We start from the raw sequence: 17,234 nt of genomic DNA, 5'->3' as shown, positions 1-17,234 counted from the left end.
CTTTCAGCTTAGGTCGGTGATAATTATTGTTGGTTGGGTGTAAATAGGGTTGAAAGGTTGAATTTTTCATCTAATGAAAATATTGAGTTAACAACTTGTTATATAAGATATTTTAAATTGGAAAATGCGTTGTGATCGATGGAAAATGGAGCTTTACCAGTATAAAGTGAAGAAAAAATTAAGTTTTATAGATTTTTTGGTGAGCGATCATGAGAATATTTTTAATAACACAGTGTAACTTTATAGAGGTTATTTGTGGGTGACTTACTGCTGGATCTTTCTGGTTACATTAAGTTTTTTGTTGGACTGTTTGCACTGGTCAATCCTGTTGGTATTTTGCCGGTTTTTATCAGTATGACTCACTATCAACCCCGGCCGGCTCGTAATAGAACCAATTTGGTTGCTAATACTTCTGTCGCCATCATTTTATGGACAGCTTTGCTGTTAGGTGACTCGATCCTGCGTATGTTTGGCATTTCCATTGACTCTTTTCGTATTGCTGGTGGGATTTTGGTTGTGACCATCGCGATGTCGATGATTAACGGTAAGCTTGGAGAGGACAAACAGAATAAGCAGGAAAAGTCAGAAACTGCTGTTAGAGAAAGTGTTGGTGTTGTGCCGCTGGCATTGCCGTTAATGGCAGGTCCCGGCGCAATCAGTTCTTGTATTGTTTGGAGCTCTCGTTATCAAGGATGGCAGAATTTTATTGGGTTGGCGCTTACCAGCGCGTTGTTTGCTTTTTGCTGCTGGTTATTATTTCGATCTGCACCTTTAGTCGTCAAATATCTTGGGCAAACGGGCATTAACGTTATCACCCGGATTATGGGACTGCTATTGATGTCTTTAGGGATTGAACTGATTGTGACAGGGATAAAAGCGCTATTCCCAGGGTTACTTTGATACGATTGACGATAAAAGGCGTCAATTTTCTTTCTATTGAAATTACAAATTATAATATTCTTATCATTTTTATTATAAAGCCTATATCATAGGCTTTTCGCACTTCTTTTACCGGTACTCTCTGAATTTTATACAAATAACCCAATATTTTTCTAAATTATTCTTTCCTGTGAGTTCAATGTGTAACTGGTTGCTTCCACCACTGTTTTGTGATGAATGTAGGTTTTTAATTTGCATTGATTGCAATTTGTTAAAATTATGTTTATTTTCATCTTTGGTCTAGCTTTGTTTGCTATTTTAGTTAAGTTTAAAATTAATAATTGTATATATATCAATTGGTTGTAATGGTTGTTGGCATATTTTATCAATTAATGTAATAGGTCGCACTAAGTTGTTTGTAAGGATGGCTTTTGCAATATAAGAGCGATATTTTAACAGTTGATATGATAAGTCCGCTTTAATATTTAATCCGTTACTTTGGGCTAAATAATGTGAAGATACCGGCCTTGATGTGATATGTGGAATGAACAAGTCCATCAAACTGGAGGTAAAAAATGAAGATCAAACAATTAAAATTATATAAGTTTATTTCCTGTATATTTTTATTATCAGCATTTCCTGTTACAGCTGTGTCTGCCGCTGAACTTCCAGATGGTGTGAAACTTGCGGATAAACAGCAAATTATTATTAATAATGGCACAGAAGTTGCCTCGCTTGATCCACATAAAGTCGAAGGTGTACCGGAAACCAACGTTATTCTTAATTTATTGGAAGGATTGGTGAGTACAGGCCCCGAAGGAGAAACTGTGCCGGGCGTGGCAACTCATTGGGAAAATCAGGATTACAAGGTATGGACCTTTTATCTGCGTGATAATGCTAAATGGAGTGATGGAACGCCTGTCACTGCCCACGATTTTGTCTATAGCTGGCAACGATTAGCTGATCCCAAAGTGGGTTCACCTTATGCCAGCTACCTTCAATATGCTTACGTTGAAAATGTTAGTGATGTTTTGAAAGGTAAAAAATCGCCTGATCAGTTAGGCGTAAAAGCGTTGGATGATCATCGTTTACAGGTGATTCTGACGCATCCTGTACCTTATTTCGTCAGTATGCTCAGCCATACAGCAATGAAACCGGTGAAAAAGGATGTGGTTGAAAAATGGGGCAATAAATGGACGCTGCCAGAAAATTATGTCGGTAATGGGGCGTATTCGTTGAAAGAGTGGGTGGTCAATGAGCGGATAGTGCTCGAACGCAACCCTCGATATTGGAACAATACAAAAACAGTTATTGATCAAGCGACCCTCTTACCTCTTCAATCTGAAACCAGTGATATTAACCGCTATCGTAGTGGAGAGATAAATATCACCCACAGCGCCATTCCGCCGACTCTGTATCAGAAAATGAAAAAAGATATCCCCGATCAGGTTCGCGTCAGCCCTTACCTTTGTACGTTTTATTACGAAATTAACAATAAAAAACCGCCGTTTACTGATGTCAGAGTCCGTGAAGCAGTCAAGTTAGGTCTCGACAGGGATATTATTGCGGGGAAAATTATGGGGCAGGGGCAAATACCGGCTTATAGTTTTACGCCAACATTTATCGGGGGCGGCGATTTTGCTAAACCAGAATGGGCTGGCTGGACACAGGAGCAGCGTAATAAACGCGCCAGAGAATTGTTGGCTCAGGCCGGTTTCAATCAGGCGAATCCATTGAAGTTCACCTTGTTGTACAACACGTCAGAGCAAAATAAACAGCAGGCTATTGCCGCCGCTTCCATGTGGAAAAAGAATCTGGGAGCGGATGTGATTTTGCAGAATCAGGAATGGAAAACTTCTCTTGAAAGCCGCCATCAGGGGAATTATGAGGTGACCAGAGCAACCTGGTGTGCTGATTACAATGAACCTACCGCGTTTTTAAACATGTTGCTGTCAGACAGCAGTAATAACACGGCTTTCTACCAGAATAAAAATTTTGATAGCTATCTAGAACAGGCATTAATAGCTAAGGACGCTATTGAGCGTAAGAAATCATATCAACAAGCCGAGTTTCAACTGGATAAAGACTCGGTGCTGATTCCCGTTTATTACCGGGTGAGTGTACGGCTTATTAGCCCATCAGTGGGAGGGTTTTCAGGGAAAGACCCATTGGATTATATGGATGTTAAGCGACTGTATATGATAAAAAATTAGACAGTAGCTTGGTTCAAAAGAGTTACTGAGACCCTGCAAACAAAATCGTTCCTTTTGTATGCAGGTGGTAATTCATCCCTTATTTCTGGGCCGTCGGCTGATAACAAATCTGACGGTATAAAATTGGAGTAGAAGAAGATGATAAACACAACGAAAAAGAGACTACTTACTGTCAGCATCAGCGCTGCACTGAGTATGATAATCGCAAGTCAGGTCTTTGCTGCAAAAGTGCCTGATGGCGTTCAATTAGCGGATAAACAGGTTTTAGTCCGTAATAACGGCTCTGAACCGCAATCGTTAGATCCGCATAAGATTGAAGGGGTGCCAGAAGCACATTTGGCGCGTGATTTGTTTGAGGGTGTCGTCATCGTTGGTCCGAATGGCGAAATTTTGCCAGGTTCTGCGACCAGTTGGGAAAATAAAGATTTTACCGTCTGGACATTCCATATGCGTAAAGATTCCAAGTGGTCTAATGGTGATCCTGTCACGGCTCATGATTTTGTTTACAGTTGGCAACGTCTGGCCGATCCTAATACTGCTTCTCCCTATGAAAGTTATCTCCAGTATGCCCATATCACCAATATTGATGACATCATCGGTGGTAAAAAGAAACCAGATACGCTGGGAGTAAAGGCGCTGGATGACTATACATTGCAGCTTACATTGAGCGAAGCGGTTCCTTATCTGCCAAGACTTTTAGCTCACTCTTCAATGTCACCGGTTCATAAAGCTACGGTAGAAAAATATGGCGAAAAATGGACTCAGCCACAGAATTTTGTCGGCAATGGTGCCTATAAACTGAAAAACTGGGTGGTTAACGAACGTATTGTGATGGAACGTAGCCCGACATACTGGGATAACAAAAATACCGTTATTGATCAGGTTACTTTCCTGCCAATTTCGTCAGAGGTCACGGATGTAAACCGTTATCGCAGTGGCGAAATTGATATGACTTATACCAATTTGCCGATTGAACTATTCCAGAAACTGAAAAAAGAGATCCCGAACGAGCTGCATATTAACCCGCATTTATGTACTTATTACTACGAAATTAATAACGAAAAACCCCCATTTAATGATCCCCGCGTCCGTACTGCACTGAAATTGTCTATGGATCGCGATATTGTGACCAATAAAGTCAAAGCACAGGGTGATATTCCTGCTTCCGGTTATACACCGCCGTTTACTGATGGCTTTAAAGAAATAAAACCAGTGTGGTTTGCTGGTTGGAGTCAGGAACAACGCAACCAAGAAGCCAAAAAATTACTGGCCGAAGCAGGTTATAATAAAGATAATCCATTGAAATTTAACTTGCTTTATAACACCTCTGATCTGCATAAAAAAATTGCAATCGCTGTATCTTCTGTTTGGAAGAAAAATTTAGGTGCTGATGTTCGTTTGGAAAACCAAGAGTGGAAAACTTTCCTCGATACTCGACATCAGGGTAATTATGACGTGGCCCGTGCTGGCTGGTGTGCCGATTACAACGAACCTTCTTCATTCCTGAATGCAATGCTTTCTTATAGTAGTAATAACACGGCTCATTATAAGAGTGATGAGTTTGATAAGCTGATGAAGGAATCTCTGAAAGTGGCGACAGATGATGAACGTGCTGTTGTTTACCAGAAAGCAGAAGCGCAGTTAGATAAAGATTCGGCTATTGTCCCCCTTTATTACTATGTGAATACCCGGTTAGTGAAGCCCTATGTTGGTGGCTATACAGGGAAAGATCCTTTGGATAATTTACACACCAAAGATTTTTATATTATCAAACACTAATCGTTGTAAAGCAGCCCAGAAAGGGCTGCTTTAGTGTCAAATTATTTTAAGGCCAGGGTTAAGGGCCAACACATAGGAACGGGCGATGCTTAAGTTTATTTTACGCCGTTGTTTAGAGGCGATCCCGACACTTTTTATTCTTATCACTATTTCGTTTTTCATGATGCGGTTGGCGCCAGGCAGCCCATTTACCGGCGAGCGGAAATTGCCGCCAGAAGTGATGGCGAACATTGAAGCGAAATATCATTTGAATGACCCAATTTATAAACAATATTTTGATTACTTAATTCAACTCACTAAAGGAGATTTTGGGCCTTCTTTCAAATATAAGGACTACTCGGTTAACGATCTGGTAGCAACAGCATTCCCAGTGTCGGCTAAATTAGGGGCTTCGGCATTTATCATGGCGGTTGTCTTGGGGGTCAGCGCCGGGGTTATTGCTGCACTTAACCAAAATACCAAATGGGATTATACGGTTATGGGGTTTGCCATGACGGGGGTTGTTATCCCGGGTTTTGTCGTGGCGCCGTTACTGGTGTTGGGGTTCGCTATTCATCTTAAATGGCTGCCGGGAGGAGGCTGGAATGGCGGTGCGCCTAAATATATGATTTTGCCGATGGTAGCGTTGTCTTTGGCCTATATCGCCAGTATTTCCCGTATTACTCGTAGTTCGATGATAGAAGTGCTGCACTCTAATTTTATTCGTACTGCGCGGGCTAAGGGGTTGCCGTTGCGTATCATTATTTTCCGCCATGCTTTAAAGCCCGCATTGTTACCGGTTATCTCTTATATGGGGCCGGCTTTTGTCGGCATCATTACCGGCTCGATGGTGATTGAAACGATCTTCGGGTTGCCGGGAATAGGGCAGTTGTTTGTTAATGGCGCATTGAACCGTGACTATTCGTTAGTGTTAAGTCTGACTATTTTGGTTGGTGGCCTGACTATTCTGTTCAATGCGATTGTTGATGTGTTGTACGCTGTTATCGATCCGAAGATTCGTTATTAAGACTGGAGCGCGCAATGATAGTGAATAAACAAAACAGCGAAGCTCTGGAAAATTTCTCTGAGCAACTGGAAATTGAAGGCCGCAGTTTGTGGCAGGATGCACGACGTCGTTTTATTCACAACCGGGCAGCGATTGCCAGTTTGTGTCTGCTATCTTTGATTACTTTGTTTGTGATCCTGGCACCGATGTTAGCCCAATTTACTTATGATGATACTGACTGGGCCATGATGTCGATGCCGCCCGATTTTGAATCGGGTCACTATTTTGGTACAGATTCTTCCGGTCGTGATTTGTTGGTGCGTGTTGCTATTGGGGGGCGCATTTCATTGATGGTTGGGGTGGCAGCCGCTTTGGTGGCGGTAGTCGTCGGAACCTTATATGGATCATTATCCGGCTATATAGGCGGAAAAATAGATTCAGTTATGATGCGTCTGTTGGAAATTCTAAACTCATTTCCATTCATGTTCTTCGTGATCCTACTGGTGACCTTCTTCGGACAGAATATTTTTCTGATATTTGTCGCCATCGGTATGGTGTCATGGCTGGATATGGCGCGTATTGTCCGTGGCCAGACATTGAGCCTAAAACGTAAGGAGTTTATTGAGGCGGCGTTGGTGTGTGGTGTATCAACCCGTCATATTGTGCTGCGTCATATTGTCCCTAATGTATTGGGAGTGGTGGTGGTTTATGCATCTTTATTGGTGCCAAGCATGATTCTGTTTGAATCATTTCTTAGCTTTCTGGGATTGGGAACTCAAGAGCCATTAAGCAGTTGGGGCGCATTGTTAAGTGATGGTGCGAATTCGATGGAAGTTTCCCCGTGGTTGCTGTTGTTTCCTGCCGGTTTTCTGGTGGTGACACTGTTTTGTTTTAACTTTATCGGCGACGGCTTGCGTGATGCCCTCGATCCGAAAGATCGTTAAGGAGGTAACATGGACAGCGTTAAAAACCAGAAAAGTTCTGAGCCGTTGTTAATTGTTAAAGAATTGGACGTGACTTTTAGCACCCCTGACGGGGATGTTACCGCGGTGAATAAGCTGAATTTTGATTTACGGGCGGGGGAAACTCTGGGAATTGTAGGGGAGTCTGGTTCTGGCAAATCACAAACCGCTTTCGCTTTGATGGGGCTGCTTGCCAGAAACGGCACAATCGGCGGTTCCGCTATTTTTAATGGCAGGGAAATTCTTAACCTTAAAGAGAAAGAGCTTAACCGCATGAGAGCGGAAGAGATATCGATGATATTTCAGGACCCAATGACATCTCTCAATCCCTATATGCGTATTGGCGATCAACTTACAGAAGTATTGATGTTGCATAAGCATATGAGTAAAAATGAAGCACACTTCGAATCGATTCGAATGTTGGATGCGGTCAAAATGCCGGAAGCGCGTAAGCGTATGGGGATGTATCCTCATGAATTTTCTGGTGGCATGCGTCAGCGTGTGATGATCGCTATGGCGTTGTTATGTCGGCCGAAATTGTTGATTGCTGATGAACCGACAACCGCACTTGATGTCACGGTTCAGGCTCAAATTATGACGCTACTGAATGAGCTGAAACGAGAGTTTAACACTGCGATTATTATGATTACTCACGACTTGGGTGTAGTTGCAGGTATTTGTGACAAAGTGTTGGTGATGTACGCGGGGAGAACGATGGAATATGGCTCGGCCCGTGAAGTGTTTTATCAACCAACCCATCCTTACTCTATTGGCTTACTTAATGCTGTTCCGCGTCTTGATGGTGATGAAGAGTCACTGACGACCATTCCCGGAAATCCGCCCAACTTATTACGGTTGCCGAAAGGATGTCCGTTCCAGCCACGCTGCCAGTTTTCAGTAGATCGTTGTGTAAATTGTGAGCCAGGATTGGAGATATTTGGCAACGGACGTTTGCGAGCTTGTTTTAAAGCGCCGGGGGAATTGGTATGAGTCCGATTGAAGAAAGACGTGTGCTGCTAGAAGTAGCAGATTTGAAAGTTCACTTTGATATCAAAGATGGCAAACAGTGGTTTTGGCAACCAACAAAGACCTTGAAAGCGGTTGATGGCGTCACATTAAGGTTATACGAAGGGGAAACGCTTGGTGTGGTTGGCGAATCCGGTTGCGGTAAATCGACTTTTGCTCGTGCAATTATCGGATTGGTCAAATCTTCCGGGGGTTCGGTAACGTGGTTGGGAAAAAGCCTGCTGGATATGAATGATAAGCAGTGGCAGGATATTCGTAGTGATATCCAGATGATATTCCAAGATCCATTAGCATCCTTAAACCCGCGAATGACGATTGGCGATATTATCGCTGAGCCATTGCGCACCTATCATCCAAAGATGAAAGGGCCAGAAATTAAAGAGCGGGTAAAAACCATGATGATGAAGGTTGGATTACTGCCGAATCTGATTAACCGCTACCCGCATGAATTCTCCGGTGGTCAGTGCCAACGTATCGGGATTGCCCGGGCGCTTATTCTTGAACCTAAGTTGGTGATTTGTGATGAACCGGTATCTGCACTTGATGTATCTATTCAGGCTCAGGTAGTGAACCTGTTGCAGGAATTACAGCGGGAAATGGGGCTGTCGCTAATTTTTATCGCCCATGATTTGGCGGTGGTTAAGCACATATCTGACCGTGTATTGGTGATGTATCTCGGGCATGCGGTGGAATTGGGCACTTATGATGAGGTTTATCATAATCCACAACACCCTTATACCAAGGCGTTGATGTCAGCAGTGCCGGTGCCTGATCCAGATAAAGAACAAAATAAACACATTGAATTATTGGAAGGCGAATTACCGTCACCGATCAATCCGCCATCAGGGTGCGTTTTTCGTACACGTTGCCCAATGGCAGATCCTGAATGCGCTAAAACACGACCATTGATGGAAGGAAGTTTTCGCCATGCTGTGTCTTGTTTGAAGGTTGATCCATTGTAGTTAAGGTTATTATAGTTAAGGTTGTAGTTATTGCGGAGTTTTATAAGACATTAAATGTGAGAGTTACTTTTTGGGTTTTGTATCAGGATTCAGACCTGAATCAAAACGGGTAGCTCTCACTCTTTGAAGAGGAAAAGAGCAGATTAAAATCACTGACTTTAATTTTTCAATCTTTCCACAAAATATGGTAAATCGGGTGAGATTTTTCCCGGCAAATAAGAATGCGAGCAAAAACATCGTTGATCTCAGCATCCTCAGCTTCTGCTAGCCCGATAATGACTTCGGCAAAAAAATCGGGGTCTGGATTGAAATCCACGTGTTCAAGCCACTCATCAGAAGGGGGCAGTAATTCTGCGCCGCCACGTATTTCGAATTGTAAGCTAAATAGCAGAATATCAGCGGGATCAAGGTTGGACGAAGCCAGTTCGAGAAAGATGTCATAGGCTTTCTCAAGGGTTTCGTCTTCTGTCATTCGGTTATTGAGGTCTAAATCCATAGCTGGTGAGGATCTGTTGTCCATATTGATTTATTCGTGGGTCATGATGAAGGAATTAAAGCATGTTGAAGCGTTGATTGGTACCCCCGTCTTTACAAGACGAGGGTATTGGTCACAATAGCGGGCTAAAGAAGTAACAAATACGCTCAATAATCCGATGCCACAAAGGGCGTTGTTCCCATTCATTGCTCTCCAGCAATGTGGAATGGGCTATATAATCATATTGCACCAGCGTCAGATCATTACCAAAGTTTTCATCATCAATAACCACGGTAATTTCAAAATTTAGCCACAGGCTACGCATATCGAGATTAACTGAACCCACCATGCTGAGTTGACCATCAACTAAAACGCTTTTGGTATGTAGCAAGCCATCTTCAAACTGATAAATCTTAACACCGGCATTTAACAGTTCAGCAAAAAATGCCCGGCTTGCCCAACGAACTAAGAAGAAATTATTTCTGCGTGGAACGATAATAATAACTTCAACTCCTCGTAGGGCTGCGGTGCAAATAGCATTTATCAGGTCATCACTGGGAACAAAATAAGGGGTAGTTAAAATCAGTTGCTTACGGGCAGAGAAAATAGCCGTCATTAAAGATTGTTGAATCAATTCTTCAGGGAATCCGGGACCAGATGCAATAACCTGAGTTGTGTGCCCACTGGCCTGTTCAAACGGCATGATATTGGTATCTGGCGATGGCGGAAAGATGCGTTGACCTGTTTCCATTTCCCAGTCACAAGCGTAAATAACCCCCATAGTCGTGGTAACCGGCCCTTCCATTCTCACCATGATATCGATCCATTGCCCAACGCCGGCATCTTGTTTAAAGAAGCGTGGATCTACCATGTTCATACTGCCGGCATAAGAAATATAATCATCTATCAAGATAATTTTACGATGTTGCCGCAGATCCATTCGGCGTAGAAATAGACGGAATATATTGACTTGCAAAGCTTCAACAAATTCAATTCCCGCCTGGCGCATGATATCTGGGTATTGGCTACGGCAATATAACCAGCTACCGGCTGAATCCACCATAATACGGCATCTGACTCCTCGGTGCGCTGCGGCCATAAGAGCATCGGTCACTTGCTCAACCAAGCCGCCGGCTTGCCAGATGTAAAACACCATATCAATGCTGTGCTTAGCATTCTCAATATCTTTGATGATGGTTTTTAGTGAATGGTCGTAGGTTGTCAGTAATTGGATCTTGTTACCCTTAACGCCTGCAAGCCCTTGCCGTCGTTCGCAAAGCTGGAATAGAGGTGTTGCGACTTCGCTATTTTCCGTGGCGAAGATATGACGAGATTTACGCAATTCTTCAAGCCATATGGTTGTTGAAGGCCACATGGCTTTTGCTTGTTCAACTCTGCGTTTTCCCAAATGTAGCTCACCAAATGACAGGTAAGCGATGATTCCAACTAAGGGAAGGATATAAATAATCAACAGCCAGGTCATAGCAGAGGTGACAGGCCGGCGTTTTATCAGAATGCGTAAGGTGATACTGGCAACAATCAGCCAATAAAAGAAAATAGCAAGCCAACTTAGGACGGAATAAAAGGTTGTCATATTCGGCAATCAATCCTGTTTTGTTCAGACATCTTTGGTGGCGTTTAACATGGTTTCCTCAAGACACGAGATATAAACGATCTAATTAACCCGATGAATTTACCAAAAAATTAGCAAATATACTGCAAGCATCATACTTGATATTGGTCATTTCGCATTATTGATATAAAAAGTACTATCCAGATACGCCTTGGATATCTTTTTTAAAGGCTTATAATGAGCGTGATGTTTTTATAGGTAGGGTTTTATGAAACGTAGCCGGAACGAAGTAGGACGGTGGCGTATGTTACGCCAGAATTTTAATCGCCGCCGCCGTTGGCTGGAAGGGCAATCAAGACGTAATTTGCGTATCTATTCACTACGTAAATTAAATGGTTATAAACAGCGTCGAGCTTTATTGTTTGTCCAGCATGGCGAATGGATACATTGAAGAAATAATATTTTTGGCCTTATATTCACGCTCACCTACAATCTTTATTGAATATGATTGCTATTTGCATTTAAACTAGCAGTCATTCGAGGATTGATATTATGCTGCTAATCAAGAATTCCCTTATGCGATGGATACATTGGCCAATATTGTTGTCAGTTTGTTTACACATTTCTGTTGCTGCCGCCCTTTTTTGTTCTTCAATATCGGAAAAACAGCCTGATGCTGCGCTTATGTCTGTCGCTATGATTCAATTAGCTGCCGAAGAAGCCCCAGTTTCGGAACCGGCAGCGCCTGAACCTGAGTCAGAGCCAGAAGAGCCGGAACCTGTTCCGGAGCCGGTAATTCCAAAACCAGAGGTGAAGAAGCTGAAACCAGAAGTGAAGAAGAAGGTTGTTAAAAAGCAATCTGAACCCGTTGAAAAGAGAGCTGAACAACCGGAAAAACCGCAGTTTAATCAGAATGCGCTGGCTAACCGTACTGATAATAATCAGAATAAACCGGTGGTTAAACCGCAGAATGGGCCAAGGGCATTAAGTAAAGCGTTACCTATCTACCCATCCAGAGCTTCAGCATTGGGTACCGAGGGCTATGTGAAAGTCAAATATGATATTGATGAAGATGGACGGGTAAAAAATATAGAAGTCGTTGGCGCTAATCCCCCCAATGTTTTTGAAAGGGAGGTGAAAAAAGCGATGAGAAAATGGCGCTTTGAAAAAATACCTGCGGTTGGTTATATCACAACCGTCGAATTCAAAATTACGGGTATATCTCAATCCTGATTGTCGGGGAAATGCAAATAAAAAAGGAGCGTTATTGACATACCCGCTCCTTTTTCCATTAATAATTATACCCGTTATCTTTCAAGTTGCCTCTTTGTTGGCTGCACTCGCTCACCCCGGTCACATAGTTCGCTATGCTCCCGGGGATTCTCTCCCTTGCCGTCGCGATGCATCTTGAAATCCATAGGGTATAGCCTTATTCGCGAGTACTGCTAGCGAGTTGAAACTGAGTTTTGCCTTCTGGCAATCGACGGGAGGTATTATCTTCATTAACGGCAACATAAGTGAATACCGCTTCGGTTGCGCGATAGCGTTGACCGACAGGTTCAGAGGCGACTTTCTTCACCCAGACTTCGATGTTGATGGTAATTGAACTGTTACCAGTTTTGAGACAATGTGCATAGCAGCATACGACATCACCAACGGCGACAGGTTTCAGGAAAGTAATGCCATCTACTCTGACAGTGACAACACGGCCTTCCGCAATTTCTTTTGCCAGAATTGCCCCGCCAATATCCATTTGTGACATTAACCATCCACCAAAAATATCTCCATTGGCGTTGGTATCAGCGGGCATAGCCAGTGTGCGGAGGACTAACTCTCCGTTAGGTAATTGTTGTTGTGTCATTGAAAACTTTACTTTATTTGATGAAAAAACAATACCTGCCTACAGGCGATAGCAGGCAGGTATCCATTTGAATGGGGTTACTTCTGTTCGCGTGGCAGGTGACGGTAAATATATACTACACTGAGCACGGTGAAAACCAGAGTCAGGGCTGTCAGACCAAATACTTTAAAATTAACCCAGACATCTTGTGGTAACCAAAACGCGACATAAATATTAGCCAATGCACAGGCGATAAAAAACAGAGCCCACGCCATATTGAGTTTGTTCCAGACAAAATCGGGTAAAACTAACTCTTTTCCTAGCATTTTCTGAATCAGTGGTTTTTTCATAAACCATTGGCTGCCTAGCAAGGCTAATGCGAATAACCCATAGATTACTGTCACTTTCCATTTGATAAATAGATCACTGTGGAAAGCTAAAGTTAGAGTACCGAAAACAGCCACCATGATAAAAGTAATCAGCGAGGATTTCTCTACTTTCCGGTAAATGAAATAAGTAATAGCGACAGCTAAACCGGTAGCGGCGATCAGCGCTCCAGAAGCGTAGAAAATATCATACATTTTGTATACGACAAAAAAGACGACTAAAGGTAGAAAGTCTAAAAGTTGTTTCATATTTGAACCTATCGTAATTCCGGCATTTGATTATCATCCGATTTTAGTAATTGAACGGACTGGCAGCAACGGCATAGCTTTATCTCTCAATAAAAAAGGTTTTTATCGATCGGTTTCGCATAATTCTATCATAAAGAGCGGCGTAATTAACTTCCGGTTGTCAGTGGACATATAACGCAGCATTATAGCTAAAACCCGTTGAAAAATAAGAGGGCATAAACCAAATGCAGTGGAAAAAACTACAGCGTTGGATGCCAGGGTTAGGCAATTTCTCTCATTATCGCAAAGAGTGGTTGAGTCATGATTTAAGGGCCGGGCTTTCTGTCGCCGCAGTTGCTCTGCCGGTTGCTATTGCTTACGCCGAATTGATGGGAATAAGTGCGATTATCGGTCTTTATGCATGTATTTTACCCATGTTCGCTTATGCATTATTTGGTACCTCAAGGCAGTTGATTGTCGGGCCAGATGCAGCAACGTGTGCCGTTATTGCAGCGGCTGTCGCGCCATTGGTGTTTGATAATGAAGATGTACGCTGGCAGCTTACGATTGTAATGACTTTAATGACCGGGATATGGTGTGTTCTCGCCAGCCACTTCCGATTAGGCGCATTTGCTGATTTTCTTTCCAAACCGATCTTAAAAGGATTAATGAACGGCGTTGCGTTGACAATCATTGTCGATCAGTTGGCTAAAGTCTTTGGCTTTGCTGGTGTCCCAGAGGGATTGATTGAACGAGTGATCGCATTACCTGCCAAACTTATGGATACGCATTTACCGACGTTAGCAATGTCTGTTGCTACGGTGTTGATTTTGCTCGCTGTGCGTTTCTTGCGTCCGACTTGGCCGGGGCCTTTGTTGGCAATGGTATTAGCGACTTACGTAAGCTGGCAATTTGGTCTGGAAAAATATGGCATTCAGATTGTTGGTAGTGTCAGCGGCGGGGGATTGCCTATTGTGCCAATGCCCGATTTCCAGCCAGGCATTATGCGTGAGCTTGTTATCCCATCTCTGAACCTTGCTGTTATCAGTTTTGTCAGTTTTATGATGACGGCCCGTAGCTTTGCCAGTAAAAACGGTTATCAGGTTGATGCAGATTGTGAACTTAGAGCCTTAGGCATTGCGAACATCGCTTCTGCTTTATCCCAAGGATTTGCTGTTAGTGCTGCCAGCAGTCGCACTGCGGTTAATGATGCGATTGGTGGGAAAACGCAATTGGTCTCTGTTATCGCAGCGACCATTATTTTATTGGTTTTGTTATTTATGACCAGTTTCCTGGCCTATATCCCGTTGTCATCACTTGGTGTGGTGTTGATTTATTCGGCATCGTCACTGTTGGATTTACGGCGGATCTGGTCGCTGAGGAAAAGAAATCATCAGGCATTTACTTTATCGCTATTTACATTTATTGCCGTGCTGGTAGTTGGTTTGATTAACGGTGTTGGTCTCGCCGTTCTGCTTGGTTTATTGCAGTTTTTGCGAATTATATTTCGCCCGACAGACCAGTTCTTAGGGGTGAATGACCAAGGAATGATTCATTCAATTAATCATGGCAATGATATTAAACCAATAGATGGTGTGATGATGTATCGATTTAATTCACCATTGACTTATTTCAATGTCAGCTATTTTAAAAAACGGGTGTTACAGCATGTTGACAGAATTCAAAAACTTAACAAAACGCAAAAACGTCCGGGTTGGCTGGTTGTCGATGCGGCTGTGAGCTTTACCCATGATGATGTTAGTGTATTTGCCGCTATTGATGAGTTGATTAGAGAATTAAAAGTAAGAGATGTCACATTGGTGCTTGCCGGTCGCCGGACGGAGCTTACCCGTTGGATAAAACAGAATAAACTACAAAGTAGCGATGACGATCTGATTGTGGCGCCCGATCTCTATTTTGCAGTACGAATGATCCAAAGTAAGCCTGAATGGTACTCTAATTACATTAAAAGATAATAATTTACAGTTGGTTGTTAGCTTGAAGTTCGTTGAATAAAAACATATGATTAGATCATAACAAACAAGGAGGTTTTAGTCATGCAATCTGATTCAGGTTTGGACGTCTTACTTGGGTTGCATGGTCAGAGGGTCTATCGGGATGATGGTTATTGGTGGAAAATTGAAGTATGGACAGTTAAGCCAACGAATTTCATTCCACATGGTATTCGTTATAACTTAACGCTACATGACAAATACAACACGCGAGTATTTGGCATGGATAATGCACACGCAATTACTCCACCAAAGAGAAGTCAGTATCGAGGACGATTGGTGTATGACCATGTTCACAGAAACTCTATAGATAAGGGTGTTCCGTATGAATTTACTTCTGCATATCAGTTAATTGAGGATTTCTTTACTAAAATTGATGAAATTATCGCTGAACGCGAAAAAAGAGGGTAATACGATGAAAGCACTCATTGGCGTGATGAATGAAGAACTTATACGCAAGCGCACATTGGCTATCATTAAAGGTGAGTATGTTGTTCAACCTGATGAGCCTAAAATTTGGTTTACTTCCATGATTGCTCTTGCTCAAGTACTTAGCAGTGATAATATTGCGCTTCTGCGTCTTATAAATGAGCACAAACCAGAGACAATTGCGGAGCTGGCTAATTTATCAGGAAGGAAACCAAGTAACCTGTCAGTCACATTAAAGACGCTTAGCCGCCACGGTTTTGTAACGCTTGAAAAAAGTAATAGAAGTGTAAAACCAAAGGCGCTGTTTACTGATTTTGAAATAAAAATTGAGCAAGAAATCAGTGAAAGGGTTATGTCATCTTGTGGGGCTAAAAATATAGCAGCTTGAAATAGCAAATTTAATACGATGTAAGTTAATACAACGCAAACTTATTTATGACTTTCAGCCTCATAGTTTTATCGCTGTGAGGTCTGATTGGACGATTATTAAGCTATGATTCATTTGTAAGAGAATTATTGGGATTAGCAGATGAATACGATAAATAAAGTAATCATATATGAAATTATATTTGGAAAAATAGTTCTTAATTTTCGTTTGTGTGATTATTGACCGTTACTTTTCTATTAATTTGAGATATCAGATCCTAAATACCTGCTTTATTTTAAGATTTCCTGTTAAAAAACAATGTGATTGAGGCATTAAGTATTTAATACCACGTTACATTTTGTTTTTTGATAAGTATATTTTAACAAAGCAAAATCATTATTACTTGTACAATAACTATTTAGGACGTTCCAATGAAAAAGGCATTGATAGCCTCAGCAGTGGCAGTTGGTTTATCTGTATTCGCATTTGCAGCAAATGCTGGAGAAAGTTCGATTTCGGGTGGTTATGCTCAGAGTCATGTGAAGGCCGATGGTGAAAAGCTTGATGAAAACCCAAAAGGCTTTAACCTGAAATATCGCTATGAGCTGGATAATAATTTTGGTGTTATTGGCTCATTCACCCTGACACATCAGGGTTATGATCTCTACGATTATGGCGGAAAAGTTGGTACTAGTGATTTAGATTATTATTCTCTGATGGTTGGCCCTACATACCGCTTTAATGAGTACGTGAGTGTATACGGTCTGGTTGGTGCTGCACATGGGAAGGTAAAGGGTAAAACTTCTGCGTTTGGCGTTGCCTATGACTATGATTATGATTATAAATGGAGTAAGACATCTGTTGCTTATGGTCTAGGATTGCAGTTTAACCCTATGCCAAATTGGGTTATTGATGCATCGTATGAATATTCAAAACTGGATGATGTCAAAGTAGGCACTTGGGTAATTGGTGCTGGCTATCGATTCTAAATAGTGTTTCCAATGTAGTCGTTCCTTTAAAGGGAATTCAGTCCAACTTTTGTGATTTGAGAAATCCCATTAAATGACTGAAAATAATAAATTAATGTTAGCACCAACTCTCTGTTAGCTTGTTAGATG

Annotated in this window: 17 protein-coding genes; 13 read left to right on the top strand and 4 right to left on the bottom strand. The window is 42.1% G+C overall.

Translation table 11 applies throughout. The features are described from left to right. The first annotated feature begins 255 nt into the window (after window positions 1-255). The 7 genes from V2H77_RS21920 (at window position 256) to oppF (ending at window position 8,806) form a co-directional block, all read left to right on the top strand. Window positions 256-900 carry a YchE family NAAT transporter gene (locus tag V2H77_RS21920; RefSeq protein WP_341500464.1) on the top strand — a complete coding sequence of 215 codons (645 nt, stop codon included), beginning with the start codon at window positions 256-258 and terminating at the stop codon, window positions 898-900. A gap of 554 nt (window positions 901-1,454) precedes the next feature. After that, window positions 1,455-3,092 carry an ABC transporter substrate-binding protein gene (locus tag V2H77_RS21915; RefSeq protein ID WP_341500463.1) on the top strand — a complete coding sequence of 546 codons (1,638 nt, stop codon included), beginning with the start codon at window positions 1,455-1,457 and terminating at the stop codon, window positions 3,090-3,092. A gap of 138 nt (window positions 3,093-3,230) precedes the next feature. Next, entirely contained in the window at window positions 3,231-4,871 is a 1,641-nt protein-coding gene (gene oppA, locus V2H77_RS21910; protein ID WP_341500462.1) for an oligopeptide ABC transporter substrate-binding protein OppA, read from the top strand. An 85-nt stretch (window positions 4,872-4,956) separates the two neighbouring features. Then, the gene (gene oppB, locus V2H77_RS21905) at window positions 4,957-5,877 is read left to right on the top strand and encodes an oligopeptide ABC transporter permease OppB (protein WP_341500461.1); all 921 of its coding nucleotides are present in this window, start codon (window positions 4,957-4,959) and stop codon (window positions 5,875-5,877) included. Between the two features lie 14 nt (window positions 5,878-5,891). Next, window positions 5,892-6,800: an oligopeptide ABC transporter permease OppC gene (oppC, locus tag V2H77_RS21900; protein ID WP_139656039.1), complete on the top strand. Its 909-nt coding sequence runs from the start codon at window positions 5,892-5,894 to the stop codon at window positions 6,798-6,800. A gap of 9 nt (window positions 6,801-6,809) precedes the next feature. Continuing rightward, window positions 6,810-7,808: an ABC transporter ATP-binding protein gene (locus V2H77_RS21895; RefSeq protein ID WP_341500460.1), complete on the top strand. Its 999-nt coding sequence runs from the start codon at window positions 6,810-6,812 to the stop codon at window positions 7,806-7,808. Beyond that, entirely contained in the window at window positions 7,805-8,806 is a 1,002-nt protein-coding gene (gene oppF / locus V2H77_RS21890) for a murein tripeptide/oligopeptide ABC transporter ATP binding protein OppF (protein ID WP_088374229.1), read from the top strand. The genes V2H77_RS21895 and oppF overlap by 4 nt, the downstream gene beginning before the upstream one ends. A gap of 166 nt (window positions 8,807-8,972) precedes the next feature. Here oppF and V2H77_RS21885 read toward each other — a convergent pair whose 3' ends face one another. Both V2H77_RS21885 and cls read right to left on the bottom strand, forming a co-directional pair. Beyond that, on the bottom strand, window positions 8,973-9,302 hold the full coding sequence (locus V2H77_RS21885; protein ID WP_341500504.1) for an HI1450 family dsDNA-mimic protein: 330 nt from the start codon (window positions 9,300-9,302) through the stop codon (window positions 8,973-8,975). A gap of 112 nt (window positions 9,303-9,414) precedes the next feature. Beyond that, window positions 9,415-10,875 carry a cardiolipin synthase gene (cls, locus tag V2H77_RS21880; RefSeq protein ID WP_341500459.1) on the bottom strand — a complete coding sequence of 487 codons (1,461 nt, stop codon included), beginning with the start codon at window positions 10,873-10,875 and terminating at the stop codon, window positions 9,415-9,417. 247 nt (window positions 10,876-11,122) lie between these two features. On the opposite strand from cls, the gene V2H77_RS21875 reads away from it, so the two are divergent. After that, on the top strand, window positions 11,123-11,305 hold the full coding sequence (locus V2H77_RS21875) for a YciY family protein (RefSeq protein ID WP_036805691.1): 183 nt from the start codon (window positions 11,123-11,125) through the stop codon (window positions 11,303-11,305). Window positions 11,306-11,406: 101 nt separating this feature from the next. Continuing rightward, the gene (tonB, locus tag V2H77_RS21870; RefSeq protein ID WP_341500458.1) at window positions 11,407-12,087 is read left to right on the top strand and encodes a TonB system transport protein TonB; all 681 of its coding nucleotides are present in this window, start codon (window positions 11,407-11,409) and stop codon (window positions 12,085-12,087) included. Between the two features lie 196 nt (window positions 12,088-12,283). On the opposite strand, the gene yciA is transcribed toward tonB, so the two are convergent. Together yciA and V2H77_RS21860 are read right to left on the bottom strand one after the other, a co-directional pair. Next, a complete protein-coding gene (yciA, locus tag V2H77_RS21865; RefSeq protein WP_341500457.1) occupies window positions 12,284-12,715 on the bottom strand; it encodes an acyl-CoA thioester hydrolase YciA in 432 nt (143 codons plus the stop codon). A gap of 77 nt (window positions 12,716-12,792) precedes the next feature. Further along, window positions 12,793-13,329, bottom strand: a complete 537-nt coding sequence (locus tag V2H77_RS21860; protein WP_265377595.1) for a septation protein A — start codon at window positions 13,327-13,329, stop codon at window positions 12,793-12,795. 224 nt (window positions 13,330-13,553) lie between these two features. On the opposite strand from V2H77_RS21860, the gene V2H77_RS21855 reads away from it, so the two are divergent. From V2H77_RS21855 to V2H77_RS21840, 4 genes are all read left to right on the top strand, one after another. After that, window positions 13,554-15,284, top strand: coding sequence for a SulP family inorganic anion transporter (locus tag V2H77_RS21855; RefSeq protein WP_341500456.1), 1,731 nt, complete (start codon window positions 13,554-13,556; stop codon window positions 15,282-15,284). 81 nt (window positions 15,285-15,365) lie between these two features. Next, complete coding sequence (locus V2H77_RS21850) at window positions 15,366-15,731, top strand: DUF6516 family protein (protein ID WP_341500455.1); 366 nt, start codon at window positions 15,366-15,368, stop codon at window positions 15,729-15,731. 4 nt (window positions 15,732-15,735) lie between these two features. After that, on the top strand, window positions 15,736-16,137 hold the full coding sequence (locus V2H77_RS21845) for an HVO_A0114 family putative DNA-binding protein (RefSeq protein ID WP_265377598.1): 402 nt from the start codon (window positions 15,736-15,738) through the stop codon (window positions 16,135-16,137). Between the two features lie 410 nt (window positions 16,138-16,547). Next, complete coding sequence (locus V2H77_RS21840) at window positions 16,548-17,105, top strand: Ail/Lom family outer membrane beta-barrel protein (protein WP_341500454.1); 558 nt, start codon at window positions 16,548-16,550, stop codon at window positions 17,103-17,105. Window positions 17,106-17,234: the final 129 nt, after the last annotated feature.

This window comes from Photorhabdus sp. P32 (genome assembly GCF_038085095.1).
Lineage (GTDB): Bacteria > Pseudomonadota > Gammaproteobacteria > Enterobacterales > Enterobacteriaceae > Photorhabdus > Photorhabdus luminescens.
This window is presented reverse-complemented; position numbering and strand designations above follow the sequence as displayed.

Excerpts from the sequence above, each read along its gene's own strand:
- oppF (WP_088374229.1), top strand. The coding sequence starts at position 7,805 with ATGAGTCCGATTGAAGAAAGACGTGTGCTGCTAGAAGTAGCAGATTTG.
- V2H77_RS21850 (WP_341500455.1), top strand. The coding sequence starts at position 15,366 with ATGCAATCTGATTCAGGTTTGGACGTCTTACTTGGGTTGCATGGTCAG.
- oppB (WP_341500461.1), top strand. The coding sequence starts at position 4,957 with ATGCTTAAGTTTATTTTACGCCGTTGTTTAGAGGCGATCCCGACACTT.
- V2H77_RS21895 (WP_341500460.1), top strand. The coding sequence starts at position 6,810 with ATGGACAGCGTTAAAAACCAGAAAAGTTCTGAGCCGTTGTTAATTGTT.
- V2H77_RS21855 (WP_341500456.1), top strand. The coding sequence starts at position 13,554 with ATGCAGTGGAAAAAACTACAGCGTTGGATGCCAGGGTTAGGCAATTTC.
- oppA (WP_341500462.1), top strand. The coding sequence starts at position 3,231 with ATGATAAACACAACGAAAAAGAGACTACTTACTGTCAGCATCAGCGCT.
- V2H77_RS21915 (WP_341500463.1), top strand. The coding sequence starts at position 1,455 with ATGAAGATCAAACAATTAAAATTATATAAGTTTATTTCCTGTATATTT.
- V2H77_RS21840 (WP_341500454.1), top strand. The coding sequence starts at position 16,548 with ATGAAAAAGGCATTGATAGCCTCAGCAGTGGCAGTTGGTTTATCTGTA.
- yciA (WP_341500457.1), bottom strand. The coding sequence starts at position 12,715 with ATGACACAACAACAATTACCTAACGGAGAGTTAGTCCTCCGCACACTG.
- V2H77_RS21860 (WP_265377595.1), bottom strand. The coding sequence starts at position 13,329 with ATGAAACAACTTTTAGACTTTCTACCTTTAGTCGTCTTTTTTGTCGTA.
- cls (WP_341500459.1), bottom strand. The coding sequence starts at position 10,875 with ATGACAACCTTTTATTCCGTCCTAAGTTGGCTTGCTATTTTCTTTTAT.
- V2H77_RS21845 (WP_265377598.1), top strand. The coding sequence starts at position 15,736 with ATGAAAGCACTCATTGGCGTGATGAATGAAGAACTTATACGCAAGCGC.
- V2H77_RS21875 (WP_036805691.1), top strand. The coding sequence starts at position 11,123 with ATGAAACGTAGCCGGAACGAAGTAGGACGGTGGCGTATGTTACGCCAG.
- V2H77_RS21885 (WP_341500504.1), bottom strand. The coding sequence starts at position 9,302 with ATGGATTTAGACCTCAATAACCGAATGACAGAAGACGAAACCCTTGAG.
- oppC (WP_139656039.1), top strand. The coding sequence starts at position 5,892 with ATGATAGTGAATAAACAAAACAGCGAAGCTCTGGAAAATTTCTCTGAG.
- tonB (WP_341500458.1), top strand. The coding sequence starts at position 11,407 with ATGCTGCTAATCAAGAATTCCCTTATGCGATGGATACATTGGCCAATA.